The sequence below is a fragment of the Amycolatopsis sp. AA4 genome (assembly GCF_002796545.1).
Lineage (GTDB): Bacteria > Actinomycetota > Actinomycetes > Mycobacteriales > Pseudonocardiaceae > Amycolatopsis.
In genome coordinates, this window is sequence record NZ_CP024894.1 from 7,656,562 (window position 1) to 7,672,615 (window position 16,054).

The 16,054-nt window shown below is 69.9% G+C and carries 13 protein-coding genes; 6 read left to right on the top strand and 7 right to left on the bottom strand.

Going from position 1 to position 16,054, the window contains the following annotated elements; all coding sequences use genetic code 11:
- Positions 1-90: 90 nt before the first annotated feature.
- Positions 91-1,110, top strand: coding sequence for an ABC transporter substrate-binding protein (locus CU254_RS35340; RefSeq protein WP_009083981.1), 1,020 nt, complete (start codon positions 91-93; stop codon positions 1,108-1,110).
- A gap of 3 nt (positions 1,111-1,113) precedes the next feature.
- On the opposite strand, the gene CU254_RS35345 is transcribed toward CU254_RS35340, so the two are convergent.
- Positions 1,114-1,740, bottom strand: coding sequence for a hypothetical protein (locus tag CU254_RS35345; RefSeq protein WP_009083983.1), 627 nt, complete (start codon positions 1,738-1,740; stop codon positions 1,114-1,116).
- Between the two features lie 78 nt (positions 1,741-1,818).
- On the opposite strand from CU254_RS35345, the gene CU254_RS35350 reads away from it, so the two are divergent.
- The gene (locus CU254_RS35350; RefSeq protein ID WP_009083984.1) at positions 1,819-3,465 is read left to right on the top strand and encodes a DNA repair helicase XPB; all 1,647 of its coding nucleotides are present in this window, start codon (positions 1,819-1,821) and stop codon (positions 3,463-3,465) included.
- A 1-nt stretch (position 3,466) separates the two neighbouring features.
- Here CU254_RS35350 and CU254_RS35355 read toward each other — a convergent pair whose 3' ends face one another.
- The gene (locus CU254_RS35355; protein WP_050788351.1) at positions 3,467-3,691 is read right to left on the bottom strand and encodes a hypothetical protein; all 225 of its coding nucleotides are present in this window, start codon (positions 3,689-3,691) and stop codon (positions 3,467-3,469) included.
- Positions 3,692-4,199: 508 nt separating this feature from the next.
- Between CU254_RS35355 and CU254_RS35360 the strand changes: the two genes are divergently transcribed.
- Both CU254_RS35360 and CU254_RS35365 read left to right on the top strand, forming a co-directional pair.
- A complete protein-coding gene (locus tag CU254_RS35360) occupies positions 4,200-4,961 on the top strand; it encodes a DUF4253 domain-containing protein (protein WP_037715859.1) in 762 nt (253 codons plus the stop codon).
- A 609-nt stretch (positions 4,962-5,570) separates the two neighbouring features.
- The gene (locus tag CU254_RS35365; RefSeq protein ID WP_037715861.1) at positions 5,571-6,422 is read left to right on the top strand and encodes a DUF72 domain-containing protein; all 852 of its coding nucleotides are present in this window, start codon (positions 5,571-5,573) and stop codon (positions 6,420-6,422) included.
- Positions 6,423-7,205: 783 nt separating this feature from the next.
- Here the strand turns inward: CU254_RS35365 and CU254_RS35370 are convergent.
- Positions 7,206-9,992 carry a BTAD domain-containing putative transcriptional regulator gene (locus CU254_RS35370; protein ID WP_037715863.1) on the bottom strand — a complete coding sequence of 929 codons (2,787 nt, stop codon included), beginning with the start codon at positions 9,990-9,992 and terminating at the stop codon, positions 7,206-7,208.
- A gap of 68 nt (positions 9,993-10,060) precedes the next feature.
- Between CU254_RS35370 and CU254_RS35375 the strand changes: the two genes are divergently transcribed.
- The gene (locus tag CU254_RS35375) at positions 10,061-10,999 is read left to right on the top strand and encodes an o-succinylbenzoate synthase (RefSeq protein ID WP_009083989.1); all 939 of its coding nucleotides are present in this window, start codon (positions 10,061-10,063) and stop codon (positions 10,997-10,999) included.
- A gap of 72 nt (positions 11,000-11,071) precedes the next feature.
- Complete coding sequence (locus tag CU254_RS35380) at positions 11,072-11,281, top strand: PspC domain-containing protein (protein ID WP_037715865.1); 210 nt, start codon at positions 11,072-11,074, stop codon at positions 11,279-11,281.
- A gap of 82 nt (positions 11,282-11,363) precedes the next feature.
- Here CU254_RS35380 and groL read toward each other — a convergent pair whose 3' ends face one another.
- From groL to CU254_RS35400, 4 genes are all read right to left on the bottom strand, one after another.
- Entirely contained in the window at positions 11,364-12,992 is a 1,629-nt protein-coding gene (gene groL, locus CU254_RS35385) for a chaperonin GroEL (protein ID WP_009083991.1), read from the bottom strand.
- 266 nt (positions 12,993-13,258) lie between these two features.
- Positions 13,259-14,971 (bottom strand): serine/threonine-protein kinase, encoded by a 1,713-nt coding sequence (locus CU254_RS35390; RefSeq protein WP_063631987.1) that lies wholly within the window; start codon positions 14,969-14,971, stop codon positions 13,259-13,261.
- A gap of 71 nt (positions 14,972-15,042) precedes the next feature.
- Positions 15,043-15,246, bottom strand: coding sequence for a cold-shock protein (locus tag CU254_RS35395; RefSeq protein WP_009083993.1), 204 nt, complete (start codon positions 15,244-15,246; stop codon positions 15,043-15,045).
- Between the two features lie 105 nt (positions 15,247-15,351).
- The gene (locus CU254_RS35400; RefSeq protein ID WP_009083995.1) at positions 15,352-15,963 is read right to left on the bottom strand and encodes an AIM24 family protein; all 612 of its coding nucleotides are present in this window, start codon (positions 15,961-15,963) and stop codon (positions 15,352-15,354) included.
- Positions 15,964-16,054: the final 91 nt, after the last annotated feature.

The following is a 16,054-nucleotide window of genomic DNA, read 5'->3' on the forward strand; positions in this document are numbered from 1 at the left end:
GGGCTCCGGCCGGAAACTACCGCTCGGTAGTTCCCGGCGAAAAAGATCGGGAAGCCACCCTGGCGGGGGCACCGCCCTGCGGGCGATCGTATGGGCAGCGGCCCATACGATCCAGCACGAGGCAGAGATTCTCCCGGCAGGGGATGGCGAGTGAAAGCGACCGGTCTGAGGTTTGCGCTGGTGGCGACGTTGTTCGCACTCAGCGGCTGCTCCGTGTTCGGATCCAGTGACGCCGGACAAGCGCAACCGCCGGAACGCGCGACGCTGCGGGTCGGCGTCGCGAACCCGATCGACACCGCCCCGCTGCGGATCGCGGTCGCGGCGGGAAAGTTCCGCCAGGCCGGGCTGAACGTCCAACTGGTGGAACTCGGCGACGGCGACGGCGTGGAAAAACTGAAGTCCGGTCAGGTCGATGTGACGTTCGGCAGCGACGTGTCGCTGTTCCGCGCCGCCGGGTCCGGCACTGCGCTGCAATTGCAAGGCGAGGCGTACACCTTCGGCCGCACGACCATCGCGCTCGTCACGCTGCCCGGCTCCGACTACTCCGAACCGACCGCGAAGAAATCGCCGACCGTCGCCGTGGACTCCCCCGACGACATCGGCGCGCTCACCGCGCGGGCGGTCCTCGGCACGGCGGGCGTCGACAAAGCGAAGATTCGCTTCGTGACCCGCCCGTTCGGGCAGATGCCCGCCGCGCTGCAGTCCGGCGACGCGGACGCGGCGCTGATGGTCGAGCCGTACATCACCCGCGCGGAGAAGGAACTGGGCGCGCAGATCCTCGCCGACGGCTCGACCGGCGCGACCCTCGACTTCCCGGCCTCGGGCTACGCCGCGACCGGCCAGTTCGCCGCCGCGAACCCGCGCACGCTGACGGCGTTCCGGAACGTCCTCACCCAGGCCCAGCTCGCCGCGTCCGATTCGGCGAAGGTGCGCGACGCGCTGCCGACGTTCTCCGACATCGACCAGACCACCGCCGCGCTGATCTCGCTCGGCAGCTACCCGACCACGCTGTCGGCGACCCGGCTGCAGCGCGTGGCCGATCTCATGCACAGCTCCGGGCAGCTCGCCAACCGGCTGGACGTGGCGGCGATGCTGCCGAACGCCTTGTAGCGCTCAGATGCTCGCCCCGGTGGGCTGCAGGCAGATCGTGCGCACCGGCGGCCCGACGTAGACGAGCGACAGGTCCTTGTCGCCGCAGCTCGACGCCGACTTCGTGCCGTCGTGCACGACCGCGCGCGCTTCCGCCTTGGGATCGTCGCAGGCGACCTTGCCGACCTTCGACTCGTCCGACACGTCGCGCACGCACTCGCCGGACACGACGTTCAGCGCGAGGCACAGCGTCTGGGTCGGCCTGCTGCTGGTGGTGGCAGTGCGGGCCGACAGGTACAGCTCGAAGCGCACGTAGTCTTCGCCGCGGCAGGAGGAGCGGCCCTTGACGACGGTGTCGACGCGGTAGGTGGCGGCCCGCTCGGAGCAGTCCGCCCCGGTGTAGGTCTGCGTCTCCGAGCCCAGCGACGAGAGGTAGAGGCAGCTGCCCGCGACGGGCGGCCCGGTCGAGCGCACGACCGCGGCGAACCCGAACGCGCTGAGCGTCCCGAGCCCGAGCGCCACGACGACGAGCACGGCGAAGAGCGCCTTCTGCTTGCCCGACACCCGTTTCGGACCGCCCTGCACCGGCTGCCGCGGGGGCGGCTGATACGGGTTCGCGGCCGGCGGCACGCCGAACGGTGGTGTGGTCACTGGGTCCCCTCCCGCGGCTTCGTCCCGTCATCTTGGCATCCCCGGGCCGCGGTCCGGGAGGGAACGTATAAAGGAGAGGTGACTGATGGCCCCCTGATCGTCCAGTCCGACAAAACCGTGCTGCTCGAGGTCGACAATCCGCGTGCCGACGACGCGCGGATCGCGATCGCGCCGTTCGCCGAACTGGAACGCGCGCCCGAACACGTGCACACCTACCGGATCACGCCGCTCGCGCTGTGGAACGCGCGCGCGGCCGGACACGACGCGGAACAGGTGGTGGACGCGCTCACCACGTACTCGCGCTTCCCGGTGCCGCAGCCGCTCCTGATCGACGTCGTGGACGTGATGGGCCGGTTCGGGCGGCTGCAGATCGCCAACCACCCGGCGCACGGCCTGGTCATGACCACCACCGACCGCGCGGTCCTCGAAGAGGTCTCGCGCAACAAGAAGATCAGCCCGATGCTGGGCGCGCGGATCGACGACGACACGGTGATCGTGCACCCGTCCGAACGCGGGCGGCTCAAGCAGGCGCTGCTGAAGGTCGGCTGGCCCGCCGAGGACCTCGCCGGGTACGTGGACGGCGAAGCACACCCGATCGACCTCGCCGAGGACGACTGGCACCTGCGCGACTACCAGCGGAAAGCGGCGGAAGCGTTCTGGGCGGGCGGGTCCGGCGTCGTCGTGCTGCCGTGCGGCGCGGGCAAAACGCTGGTCGGCGCGGCCGCGATGGCGCACGCCAAGGCGACCACGCTGATCCTGGTCACCAACACCGTCGCCGGGCGGCAGTGGAAGCGCGAGCTGGTCGCGCGCACGTCGCTCACCGAGGACGAGATCGGCGAGTACTCCGGGGAGAAGAAGGAGATCCGGCCGGTCACCATCGCGACGTACCAGGTCGTCACGCGCAAGACCAAGGGCGAGTACCGGCACCTGGAGCTGTTCGATTCGCGCGACTGGGGCCTGGTCGTCTACGACGAGGTGCACCTGCTGCCCGCACCGGTGTTCCGGATGACCGCGGACCTGCAGTCGCGGCGGCGGCTCGGCTTGACCGCCACGCTGGTGCGCGAGGACGGCCGCGAGGGCGACGTATTCTCGCTGATCGGCCCGAAGCGGTACGACGTGCCGTGGCGCGACATCGAGGCGCAGGGCTGGATCGCGCCCGCGGAATGCACCGAGGTGCGGGTGACGCTGACCGAGAACGAACGCCTGCAGTACGCCACCGCGGACTCCGACGAGCGGTACAAGCTCGCGGCCACGGCGATGACGAAAATCCCGGTGATCCGGTCCATTGTGGACAAGCATCCCGGCGAACCGACCCTGGTGATCGGCGCGTACCTCGACCAGCTCGAGATGCTGGGCGCGGAACTGGAGGCCCCGGTCATCCAGGGGGCGACGAAGAACAAGGAGCGCGAGGAACTGTTCGACAAGTTCCGCCGCGGCGAATTGCGCACGCTGGTGGTGTCGAAGGTGGCCAACTTCTCGATCGACCTGCCGGAAGCGTCGGTGGCGATCCAGGTTTCGGGCACATTCGGTTCGCGCCAGGAGGAAGCGCAACGCCTGGGCCGGCTCTTGCGTCCGAAGGGCGACGGACGGCAGGCGCACTTCTACTCGATCGTCTCGCGGGACACAGTGGACACGGAGTACGCCGCGCACCGGCAGCGTTTCCTTGCCGAGCAGGGCTACGCGTACCACATCGTCGACGCGGAAGACCTGCGTCGACCGCTGTGAATTACGAACCGAGGCAACGGAGAACGGCCAGCACGCGTCGGCTGTAGCCCTTTGCTAGCGGCAGGTCGAGCTTGTCGAAGATCGCGTTCGCGTGTTTCTCCACGGCGCTTTTGCGGTCCGCGTGCGACGTGTGGGCGACCAGCCTGCGCACCACCTCCGAATCGAGAAAGTCGCCGACCTGCGCGACCCGATCCTTGAGCCAGATACCCGACGCGGCCGCCGTCACCGCCGATGAGCCTGACGAGGCCTTCCCGGAGCAAGGTCGCGTCCCCAGCCAGGATCCCTCGCACGGCGGCTTCACCCGCACTGTGGTTGGTCCGTTTCGGGACTCTGTACGGAGAACCCACGATCCATCGCCGCCACTCGCCTCGCCAACCCGGATAACCCACCACTCGCGCCGACTCGTTGCCCCCGCCGCGGTCGACGAGGCCGGTTTCCTGCTGCTGACGACGGCGGGCAGCCTGGGCGTTCGTCGCGGCCAGCTACCTGCTCGGCGAGCTGGTCACCAGTGGACCGCCACACGTCCCTCGTACTCGCTGCGGTGGCGATCGCCGTCGGTCTGTTCGTTGTGATCCGGATGCGCCGCGTCTCCCCGCGCTGCCTCTTTCTGCCCCTCGACCTGGACTTTCTTGAGGTTCACTCGAACGGATGAGCGAGTGCCGCCCTGGAAATTGTCGGTGGTTCGAACTACTGTTCGATATGCAGGCACCGAACACCAGTTCGAGGGGAAGCTCATGACGATCGCACCGTTCCGCCCCGGCGTCGGGGCACCGCCGGTCCAGACCTTGCCGCCCGGGCGCTGGCACGGGCGGATCTGGGTGTCGGAAGAGCCGCTCACGCGGCCGCAGCGGTACTTGAGCTGCGTCGCGGAGTTCGAGCGGTCCGGGCTGTGGCCCGTGCTGATCCCGCCCGACCAGCGCTTCGCCGCCCGAGGCGAAGACTGGCTGGACGACCGCGGCCGCCTCGCACCGGCCGGCCACCGCGTCGCGAACGCCGACCCCGCCGAGGTCCTGGCCCGCTGGTGGGACGGCTCCTGCTGCGACGGAGCCTGCCTGCGCCCGTTCGACACCCGCTTCCCCGGTCTGGCGAAACGCTCGCACCGCCGCTCGGACCCCCTGGCCGAAGCAGGCAACACCGGCTCGATCCTTGCCGCCCGCACCCCGCACCGCCTGGGCCTCGTCCAAGCCGACCGCCCCGCCGACGTCCCCGCCCTCATCGGCTGGACGGGAATGATCAAGTCGACAGACCAGGTCGCGGAGCTGTCGGCAGTCCTGCGCAGCTGGGAAGACCGCTTCGGCGCGACCCTCGTGACGCTGGGCTTCGACTCCCTCGAACTGTCTGTTTCCGCCCCACCCCGCACCCACGCCAGGGCACTGACGGTGGCGGCCGAACACCGAGCCTTCAGCCTCCCGACGTACCTCACGCAGCCGGGAAACCTGCGCGAGTACGCGACGTCCCTGGTGCAGTCACGCCGATGGAGGTTCTCGTGGGCATGAGGGAGTAAGGGGATGGCTGGACCGGGCAGTCCCGTCGCCCCGGCTCGCTCCGCGGGGGATCGGGACAGACCCGGCGGGTCTCACCCAAGCAGGGCTGCAGGCACGCGAGGCAAACGCGACCGGAGCGAGGCTGCGGCCTGGTTCGGCGGACCCTGCCGGAGCGCGGCTGCGGCCCGGTGCAGCGAACCCGGCCGGGGCAGGACTGCTGCCCGGTTCAGCAAACCCGACCGGCGTACGACTGCAGACCGGTGCCGCAAACTTGACCCGAGCACGACTGCAGACTGAAGCAAACCGGACTGGGACGGGATTGCAGGCTGAGTCGGCGCGCCACCGCCGGCTTCGGCGCCGCCGTCCGCCTCCGCACCGACATCAGCGCCGCCCCGGGGCCGACATCCGCCGCTTTCCATTTCAGGTTCTCGCGTCGCCCATTCCTCTCCCCGTCCCCTCCAAGCCCCGTCCCGACGACCAGGCAACGGAGTCCGCGCTATGAGACCCACGTCCCTTCGTCCAGGACACGTGTCCCGATTCTTAGCTCGGCTGTCCCAAAAACAGCCGCGCGGACGGGTTTACCGCAACCGTCCAGGTGGGAATCCTCGGCGGCGAAAGGCGGTGAGCAAGATCGGCCAGATCCGAATAGGCACGTCCGGCTGGCGATACCCGCCGTGGCGCGGCGCGTTCTATCCCTCCGGCCTGCCGCAACGGCGCGAGCTCGAGCACCTCTCCCGCCAGATGAACGCCGTCGAGCTCAACGGATCCTTCTATTCCCTCCAGCGCCCGGAGCGATACCGCGGCTGGCACGCCGAAACGCCGGCCGGGTTCCTGTTCGCGGTCAAGGGCGGCCGGTTCATCACGCACCTCAAACAACTGCGCGACGTCGAAACCGCGCTCGCGAACTTCTACGCGTCCGGCGTCCTAGCCCTCACCGACAAACTGGGCCCGTTCCTCTGGCAACTCCCGCCGCGACTCACCTTCGACCCCGATCGAGTCTCGACGTTCCTCGGCCAACTCCCCCGCACCACCGGCGAAGCAGCCGCTCTCGGCGCGAAGCACGACGACAAACTCAAGTCCCCACCGTTCCTCGAACCAGGACCCGACCGGCCAGTGCGCCACGCGCTCGAAGTGCGCCACCCAAGCTTCACCACCACCGAAGCGCTGGACTTGCTCAAGAAACACCGAGTAGCCCTGGTGACCTCGGACGCCGCCGCGCCGTGGCCGTACCGAGAGGACCAGACCACTGACTTCAGCTACGTCCGGCTGCACGGTTCGGACGAGCTCTACACCAGCAATTACTCCGACTCCGCCCTGCGCGACTGGGCCGCGAAAATCACCGAATGGCACGACGGCGGCCGCCGCGACGTGCACGTCTACTTCGACAACGACAGCAAAGTCGCGGCCCCGCACAACGCCGTCACGCTCGCCCGCCTCCTCGACCTCCCCGTCGAAACCGACCGACCACAGTGAGCGGACAGTGAGCGCTCTTCGATTGAGTAGCGCTACGGGCCGCCGGTGGTCTACGTGCTGCCGCTGGGGGTCGGCACGCGGACCACCGCGCCCCGCTGCCCTCCGACGGCCGGCGGCAACCCTTCCGCCAAACGGCCGAAGGTCCCCTGCTTGCCAGGTTCGGCCGCGTCAAGGCCCGACCTCGCCTACCTCCGGTTCCGGCGACCTTGGGCCACAGCGAACGCGACCACCCTCGACAGAATCGATCGGCCCAACCAATTTTCCGCCGATGCGGCTCGACCGCAGCTGACCCGCAGCAAGCGGGCCGACTGTGCGTATCCGGGCCGTAGCTGAGTGGTCTAGCCCAACTGGCCGCCGAACCTCCCAGCCCTGACTCCCCTGCCACAGCAACCTTGTCGACTGCGCCCCGCACCCGGCCAGCGCCAGGACGGATCAGCCGTTTCAGCAGCCAGACTGAGCGCGTCACCAGCAGTCACCCCGCCGCAGCCGTGCGGCCGTACGGATATCCCGACACCACGACGGCGCGGCACCACGGCATCACGGCATCACGGCATCACGGCGGCACGGCGGCACGGGTGCGGCACCACGGCGGCACGGCGCAGCAGTGCAGTGCGGCAGTGCAGTGCGGCGGTGCAGTGCGGCAGTGCTGCAATGTGGCATCGCGGCGGCGCGGTGCGGCGGCGCGTTACGGCGCAGCGGCGCGGCACCACGGCGGTGCAGCGTCGCAGCACGTGGCGGTATGGCGGTATGGCGCACTGCAGCACCGCACCACTGCAGCCGAACCTACCCCCGCACCAACCCAGCCAACTGTGCCCGCACCCGGTCCGCATCCGGGTGATCCAACCGCGTCAACAACCGAACCGCGCGCAACCAGCAGTCCCGCGCCGCGGCGGTGCGGCCGTATCGCAGGTGTGCGGTGCCCAGTTCCGAGAGCACATCCGCGGCCTCATACTCCTCATCCATCGCGAAGAACATGTCCACCGCCTCGGACAGGCACTCGATTCCCTCCACATGCCGACCCAAACCGAGCAAGGCGCGGGCTCGGGCGGCCAGCGAGAAGCGGCCCTGCGGCAGATCGTCCGGCGGGACCAGGGCCAGCGCCTCGTCCGCGAGCGACAGCGCCTGCGGGTAGTCCCCCATCATCGCGCACAGATCGCCCAGCGCGCGCAAAACGTTCGCCTCCACCGAGGTGAATCCCAGTTCCCTCGTGATTTCCAGCGACCGCAGGCCGTGCCGGTAAGCTTCCGGGAAATCTTCGATGTCCTGCGCGGTCATCGCTAGGTTGTAGCGCGCCCGAGCCTCCCCGGGAAGCGAGCCCAGTTCCAGCTGCACCGCCAGCGCTTGCTCCAGATATTCGCGCGCCAGCACGTAATTCCGGGCGACTCCCTCGATCACGCCCAGTCCATTGAGGATCGCCGCTTCCCCGTGCCGCTCACCGGATTTCCGCGCGGCTCGCAGGCCGATCTCGAAGACGTGTCGCCATTCGTCGACGCGGGCGCGTCCGGCGAAGTAGGTGAACAGCGACCACGCCAAGCGCCAGCATTGCGCGTACCTGCCGATCCGGAACGCCCACTGGACGACCGAGAGCAAGTTTCCGTGTTCCTCGACGAACCAGGCCAGCGCCTGGTGAAAGTCGGAAAACTCGGCCGCGTTTTCGGCGGGGATCGGGCCGATTTCGTCCATCAGCTGGCGCGGGCGCATGGCCAGAGCCGCGTTCCGCGCCGACGCGATGCACCAGTCGAGCAGGCGTTCGCTGGCTGCCGCGCGATCGGCGGCGGTGTCCTCCTGCTCCGACAATTCGGTGGCATAGGCGCGAATCAGGTCGTGGAACTGGTACCGGCCCGGCTTCGGCTGGGTGAGCAGGTGCGCGGAAACGAGCGTGTCGAGAGCGCCGCGAGTGTCCTTTTCGGACCATCCGTTGAGCGCGACTGCCATCCCCAGCGACAAATCCGGGCCGACCGACAGCGCCAGCAACCGCAGCAGACGGGCCGCCGAGGGGCACAAAACTCGGTAAGAATAGGAGAAGACTGTGCGGATGTTGGTTTCGTCGCCGTCGCCGAGGTCGAAGGTGCTCAATCGGCCGGCGTCCGAGGGCAGGGCGGCCACGAACTCGTCCAGCGGGAGCCGCGGGAACTGTGCGGCGCGTACGGCGAGGATTCGGATCGCCAGCGGGAGTCCGCCGCAATACTCCACGAAACGGCCAGCCGCGAGCGGATCCTCGTGCACTCGTTCGACGCCGATGGCCGAAGCGAGCAGTTCCACCGCCTCTTCGCTGTCCAATTCGGACAGAGCGATCCGCCGGGCGCCGTGGGTCGCGACCAGTCCGCGTAGTTGCCAGCGGCTCGTCACCACGACCAGGCATCCCGGGCCGGGCAGCAAATAGCGCACTTGCTCGGTGCTGTTCGCGTTGTCCAGCACGATCAACAGCCGTCGGCCGGTGGTGTAGGTGCGCCAGGTCGCCGCGCGTTCGTCCAAACCGGACGGGATCCGGTCGGCGGGCACGCCCAGCGCGATGAGCATCGTCTCCAGCGCGGCGATCGGCGACACCGGTGCGCCTGGGCCGTAGCCGCGCAGGTCCAGAAATACCTGACCGCCGGTGAAACGGTCGGCGATCTGGTGTGCGAAGTGGACGGACAGGGTCGTTTTGCCTTGTCCGCCCATGCCTTCCACCGACGCGATCGGGGTGGAAGTGCCGTCGTCGAGAGCTTCTGGCAGTAGTGCACGCAGGGCTTTCAGGTCCGCGGCTCGACCGGCGAAAGCACCCAGATCAGCCGGAAGCTGGTGCGGGATATGGGGCTCCAGAGGAGTCCGGAACCGCGTGGCCTCGTCGCCGCCCAGCACTAGCCGGTGGGCGCGCTGCAGGCCGGCACCGGGATCCAGGCCCAGTTCCTCGGCGAGCAATCCGCTGATCCGCCGGTACACGTCCAGCGCCTCGGCTTGCCGTCCGGAGCGAAGCAACGCGTACATCAGCTGCTCGTGCGGGCGTTCCCGCAACGGATGTTCGCGCGTCAGCCGTTCCAGTTCGGGCACGACAGTCTCGTACTCGCCGACCGTCAGCAGCGTCTCGGCCCACTGCTCGCGCACCCGCGTGCGCTCCTCGGCGAGCTGCCCGACCTCGTCCCGGTGCAGTGCGTCCGATTCCACGTTCTGCAGCGCCGAACCCCGCCACTGGCCTAGCGCGTCCTCGAAATAGCCCGCCGCCCGGCGGTGTTCGCCTCGTTCCGCCGCGCTGCGGCCCCGCGCCGCGAACTGGCGGAACCGACCAAGATCCACCGCGTTCTCGTCGACTTCCAACAGATAGCCGCCGCGTTCGGTGCGGATCGCCGCTCCGTCGCCGAGCGCCCGGCGCAGCCGCAGCACATACGTCTGCAGCGCACCCTTGGATCGACGCTGGTCGTCGCCCCACAGCCAGTGGCTGAGCACGTCGACCGACACGAGCCGGTTGGCTCGCAGCAGCAGTCCGGCGAGCACGATCAACGGGCGGCTGCCGCCCAGCGGCACCACCTGGTCCCCGGCCAGCACCTCGGCCGGGCCGAGCACCCGGAAGTCGAGGCCGTCCACACGTTCCATTGTGGCGTTGAGACGGCGTCGGCGGCACCTCGGTTCCCGCCCCCGCGGCGGTGGCATGATCGGCAGTCATGCAGGTTTACGCGCTCCCGCTGCACACCCGGTTCCGGGACATCACCATCCGTGAAGGGCTGTTGCTCCGCGGTGCCGCCGGCTGGGGAGAGTTCTGCCCGTTCGCGGACTACTCGGACACCGAGAGCGTCCCCTGGCTCGCCGCCGCGCTCGAAGCGAGCGAAGAAGGCTGGCCCGAGCCGGTCCGCGACCGCATCGAGGTGAACACGACGGTCCCCATCGTGTCGCCCGAACGCGCGCACGAACTGGTCCGCGCGTCCGGTTGCCGCACGGCGAAGGTCAAAGTGGCGGACAAACGCGCGACGCTGGCCGAGGACTGCGCGCGCATCGAAGCGGTGCGCGACGCGCTGGGTCCGTCCGGCGCGGTCCGGGTCGACGCCAATACGGCGTGGGACGTCGACACCGCCGTGCACGCCCTGGCGGAACTGGACCGCGCGGCCGGTGGACTGGAGTACGCCGAACAGCCGTGTCCCACGATCGACGACCTGGCCGCTGTCCGACGCCGGGTGTCGGTGCGGATCGCGGCCGACGAGTCGATCCGCCGCGCGGAAGACCCGCTGAAGGTCGCCGTCGCCGGAGCTGCCGACATCGCCGTGCTCAAGGTCGCCCCGCTCGGCGGGGTGCGGCGGGCGCTGGAAGTCGCGGAGGCGTGCGGACTCCCGTGCGTGGTGTCGTCGGCGGTCGAGACGAGCGTCGGGCTGGCTGCCGGACTCGCCCTCGCCGGAGCCTTGCCGGAGCTGGATTTCGCGTGCGGCCTCGGCACGATGTCGTTGCTGCGCGGGGATGTCTGCACCGCCACACTGTCCCCTGTGGACGGTTACCTGCCAGTGCTTCGGCAAGCACCGGAACCCGACGACTACGCCGAATTCGCCGCGTCCCCCGAGGTGACCGCGGCTTGGCTGGACCGGTTCGAGCGGGTCCGGAAGATCAGCGGATAAGGGAGACTTCAGGGTCGCGGCCCGGGGCGATCCCGGATGTGCGGCGGGCTCCCGGCGCGGAGTATTGCTGGCATGACGAACAACATGCAGGCCGCACCGGCCAAGAAGATCTTCCGCAGCCGCTCCGACCGCATGCTCACCGGCGTGTGCGGCGGATGGGCCGACTACCTCAACGTCGACCCGTCGATGGTGCGCATCGCCGCGGTCGCCGGGGCCGTGCTCTCGGCCGGGCTGGTCCTCCCGGTCTACGCCGCCGCCGCGGTGCTGACTCCCGAAGACTGAGCCCGGGCGTGCTGCCCCGGAAACGGGCGAAGCCCGGCCCACCTCGAAGGTGAACCGGGCTTCGCCGGACAAGCAGCCGAACTCAGAAGTCCATGCCACCCATGCCGCCGGACGGGTCGGCCGGAGCGGCAGCAGCCTTCTCCGGCTTGTCCGCGACGACAGCCTCGGTGGTCAGGAACAGCGCCGCGATGGAAGCGGCGTTCTGCAGCGCGGAGCGGGTGACCTTCGTCGGGTCCGGCACGCCGGCCGCGAGCAGGTCCTCGTACTCGCCGGTGGCGGCGTTCAGGCCGTGGCCCTGCGGGAGGGACTTGACCTTCTCCGCCACGACGCCGCCCTCGAGACCGGCGTTGATCGCGATCTGCTTGAGCGGAGCCTCGACGGCGACCTTGACGATGTTCGCGCCAGTGGCCTCGTCACCGGTCAGCTTCAGGCCCGCGAAAGCGGCCTCGGCGGCCTGGATCAGGGCCACGCCACCGCCGGCGACGATGCCCTCTTCCACGGCGGCCTTGGCGTTGCGCACCGCGTCCTCGATGCGGTGCTTGCGCTCCTTCAGCTCGACCTCGGTCGCGGCGCCGGCCTTGATGACGGCCACGCCGCCGGCCAGCTTCGCGAGCCGCTCCTGCAGCTTCTCGCGGTCGTAGTCCGAGTCGGAGTTCTCGATCTCCGCGCGGATCTGGTTGACGCGACCCTGGATCTGGTCGGCGTCGCCCGCGCCCTCGACGATGGTGGTCTCGTCGCGGGTGATGACGGCCTTGCGGGCGCGGCCCAGCAGCGACAGGTCCGCGTTCTCCAGCTTGAGGCCGACGTCCTCGGAGATGACCTGGCCGCCGGTCAGGATCGCGATGTCCTGCAGGATCGCCTTGCGGCGGTCGCCGAAGCCCGGGGCCTTGACGGCGACGGACTTGAAGGTGCCGCGGATCTTGTTGACGACCAGGGTCGCCAGGGCTTCGCCCTCGACGTCCTCGGCGATGATCAGGAGCGGCTTGCCGGACTGGATGACCTTCTCCAGCAGCGGCAGGACGTCCTTGACGTTGGAGATCTTGGAACCGAAGAGCAGGACGTACGGGTCCTCCAGCTCGGCTTCCTGGCGCTCCGGGTCGGTCACGAAGTAACCGGACACGTAACCCTTGTCGAAGCGCATGCCCTCGGTGAGCTCCAGCTCGAGCCCGAAGGTGTTGCTCTCCTCGACGGTGACGACGCCTTCCTTGCCGACCTTGTCCAGCGCCTCGGCGATCAGCTCGCCGATGGTGCGGTCAGCGGCCGAGATCGAGGCGGTAGCAGCGATCTGCTCCTTGGTCTCGATCTGGACGGCGGCCTTGTGCAGCTGCTCGGTGATGGCCTCGACGGCCGCCTCGATGCCGCGCTTCAGCGAGATCGGGTCGGCGCCGGCCGCGACGTTGCGCAGGCCCTCGCGCACGAGCGCCTGGGCGAGCACGGTGGCGGTGGTGGTGCCGTCGCCCGCGACGTCGTCGGTCTTCTTGGCAACTTCCTTGACGAGCTCGGCCCCGATCTTCTCCCACGGGTCCTCGAGCTCGATCTCCTTGGCGATGGAGACACCGTCGTTGGTGATCGTCGGCGCGCCCCACTTCTTTTCGAGCACGACGTTCCGGCCCCGCGGGCCGAGGGTCACCTTGACGGCTTCGGCGAGGGTGTTCAAGCCGCGCTCAAGACCGCGGCGGGCGTCCTCGTCGAACGCGATCAGTTTGGCCATTGCGGTGTGGTCCTCCGGTATTGGGCGCCACCGCCGCGCTGTCTCCAGCGGCGGCAGCAGGACACGTCCTCGGCCAGGCTCGGTGCCCGCGACGGACGACTGACCGGTGGGTCAGCCTCACCGTCCCGACCTTCAGGCAGGCGGTCGGTGACCGCTCGCCTAGCACTCGACGGCGTCGAGTGCCAATGCCGTGTTTAGCACTCTCCGGGGTCGAGTGCAAGGAGCGCAGGTCAGGGTTGGTGCCACGGTGGACCAGGTCGACCCGGTCAGTGGCTCGGCTGGATGTGGATCGACGACGGCGGCGGGCGCAGCGACGACGGTCCGCCCGACTTCGAGCCGCCCGGACCGACCGGGATGTTGGGAGCGGACGACGCCGGACCGGTGCCGCCGTTGCCGTTGTCGTCGCCGCCGAAGAGGAAGATCGCGCCGACGACCAGGCCGGCCACGACGAGCACCCCCAGCGCGATCCACAGCCACTTCAGGCCGCCGCTCTTGGGCTGCTTTTCGAACGCGCCCGCGCCGCCTGCCGGGGACGGCGGGCGCAACCGCATCGGGTCGCCGAAGGCCTGGGTCGGGTGGCCCTGCTGGTTGGGCTGACCGGGGTAGCCAGGCTGGTTCGGGTAACCGCCGTAGCCGGGCGGCGGGCCTTGCTGCGTTTGGCCGGGACCGGGCTGGCCCGGTTGGCCTGGTTGTCCTGGGTAGCCGTAGCCGGGCGGAGGGCCTTGCGGGGCTTGGCCGGGGTAGCCCTGCTGAGGCTGTCCCGGCTGGGGCTGGCCGGGCTGTGCTGGATAACCGGGCGGGGGCTGGTTGCCGTAACCGGCGGGGCCGCCGTAGCCGCCCTGGGCCGGGTATCCGCCCTGGCCGGGCTGGCCGGGTTGCGGAGCGCCCCAGCCGCCGGGAACGCCCTGGCCTCCGGGTGCGCCTGGCGCACCGACGCCGGGAGCGCCCTGCCCCGCGGCGCCGGGACCGCCCGGCTGCGAGCCCGGCCCGGCCGCGCCGGGTCCGCCGGGACCGCCCGCGCCAGGAGCGCCGGGTCCGCCGGAGCCAGGTCCTCCGTTGCTGTCCGGTCCTTGCTGCATGGCCGCCTCCGGAAGTCCGTTCGGCCGGGCGGGGCCCGGCGGGGTGTCCGACGTCGCGAGGGAGCCGAGCGCGACCCGGGCCGCGGCGATCATCGCGACGCAGTTCGGGTACCGGTCGTTCGGGTTTTTCGCCATGCCCTTGCGGATGACGTCGTCGACGGCGGCCGGGAGCGCGACCACGCTCGCCACCGACGGCGGTTCCCCGCCGAGGTGGCCCTTGATGACGGTGGGGACGTCGCCGCGGAACGGCGGGTTGCCGGTCAGGCACGCGAACAGGACGCAGGTGAGGGCGTACTGGTCGGTGCGGCCGTCGAGCGGTTCGCCGCGCAGGTGTTCCGGGGCGGCATAGGTGGGCGAGCCGAGGAAGTCGCCGCCGCGGGTGCGGTGGCCGGTGGCGCCGCGGCGGGTGAGGCCGAAGTCGGCGACGTAGACGTGCTCGCGGGAGGTCTCGCGGCTGGTGACGAGGACGTTGGCCGGTTTGACGTCGAGGTGCACGAGGCCGTGGTTGTGCAGCGTGTCGAGGGCGTCGGCGACCTGGTCGAGCAGGCTGAGCGCGCGTGCCGGGCTGATCGGGCCCGCGGACATGAGGCCGGCGAGGTCGCCACCGTCGACCATGCGCATGGCGATGTAGAGCATGCCTTCGAGTTCGCCGAAGTCGTACAGCGGGACGACGTTGGCGTGGTCGATCGCGGAGGTGTTGCGCGCCTCGTCGACGAACCGTTCGCGGAACTCGGCGTCGGCTCCCAGATGGTCGCCGATGACCTTCAGTGCCACTTTGCGGCCGAGCCGCGTGTCCGTGGCCTGGTAGGTCACGCTCATGCCGCCCTTGCCGAGCACCGAGTCGATGCGGTAGTGGCCCAGCTGGCGACCGGTGAGGTCCCCCGACACGTCGCCTGTCACGCAGCGCAGCTTAACGCGCCGGTATCCGCTGCCACTGCCGGTTCGCCCAACCGGTCAGCGGACCTGCCTCGCTAGACCTTGCGGACGTCCGCGGCCTGGCTTCGGCCGTCGCGGCCGGACTGGACTTCGAACTCCACTCGATCACCCTCGTCGAGAGTGCGGAATCCGTCGGCCTGGATGGCCGAATAGTGAACGAAGACGTCCGGACCTTCGGGGGATTCGATGAACCCGTAGCCCTTTTCCGAGTTGAACCACTTGACGGTGCCGACTGCCACGGCGCCCTCCCTCGGGACAAGAATCCGCTGTCCATCAGCGTGCGAAGTGGAGTTCACGCTACCGGAATCAGCGCTCCCGGCAATGGGGTAATCGGCAGATTCCCCTTACGCCCGCGACACTCGCCGGTTGCGCGATTGGACGAGCACGGTTCCCGGTCCGGCGAAATCGAGGACGAGTCCTTCGCCCGTTCGCAGCGATTGCGGTCCGCTCGGGTCGAGTGCGCGCAACCGGCATTGCACGGTGTCGGGATAGGCGAGGAGATAGTCCGGGCGCACGGTGACGATCTCGCCGCGGCCGAGGTCGAACGAGTCCACCGGGCCGGGCGCGGTGAGCAGGAGCGGGCCGCGGCCGCTGTAGTGCTCGAGGAACCCGGAATCGGCGCCGAACAACTGCTGCAGCGGCGCCCAGTTCTGGTCGACCCGGACCGTGCCCGGCCGGGCGAACACGCCGTCGCGGTGCACCGACCAGCCGGTCGACCCGGTCAATTCGAGCGGGTAGACGTCGCCGGGGCCGAGCGGGGCCAGGTCGACCCAGCCGCCTTCGGCCGGCGCGGTGAACACCGACGGACCGCCCTTGCGGCCGCGGTTCTGGTTCGTCTCGGCCACGTTGAAGCTGCTGGCCAGCAACGATTCCGCGGCGGCCTGCACGGCTTCGCCGGGGGCGAGCAGCACGCGGGCGACGCCGAATCCGGGCGTGTGCCTGGTGTGGACGCGCATGTCAGCGGGGGGTCGCGAGCGCGGCGCGCCCGGGCTGGTTGCGGACCAGAAACTGCATCAGAACTCTCCCCGTACTCCCCGGCTTGTGCCG

Bases quoted from the DNA above. Each gene is read 5' to 3' on its own strand.
- CU254_RS35340 (WP_009083981.1), top strand. From the start codon at position 91: ATGGGCAGCGGCCCATACGATCCAGCACGAGGCAGAGATTCTCCCGGC.
- CU254_RS35360 (WP_037715859.1), top strand. From the start codon at position 4,200: ATGACGATCGCACCGTTCCGCCCCGGCGTCGGGGCACCGCCGGTCCAG.
- CU254_RS35370 (WP_037715863.1), bottom strand. From the start codon at position 9,992: ATGGAACGTGTGGACGGCCTCGACTTCCGGGTGCTCGGCCCGGCCGAG.
- CU254_RS35375 (WP_009083989.1), top strand. From the start codon at position 10,061: ATGCAGGTTTACGCGCTCCCGCTGCACACCCGGTTCCGGGACATCACC.
- CU254_RS35380 (WP_037715865.1), top strand. From the start codon at position 11,072: ATGACGAACAACATGCAGGCCGCACCGGCCAAGAAGATCTTCCGCAGC.
- groL (WP_009083991.1), bottom strand. From the start codon at position 12,992: ATGGCCAAACTGATCGCGTTCGACGAGGACGCCCGCCGCGGTCTTGAG.
- CU254_RS35400 (WP_009083995.1), bottom strand. From the start codon at position 15,963: ATGCGCGTCCACACCAGGCACACGCCCGGATTCGGCGTCGCCCGCGTG.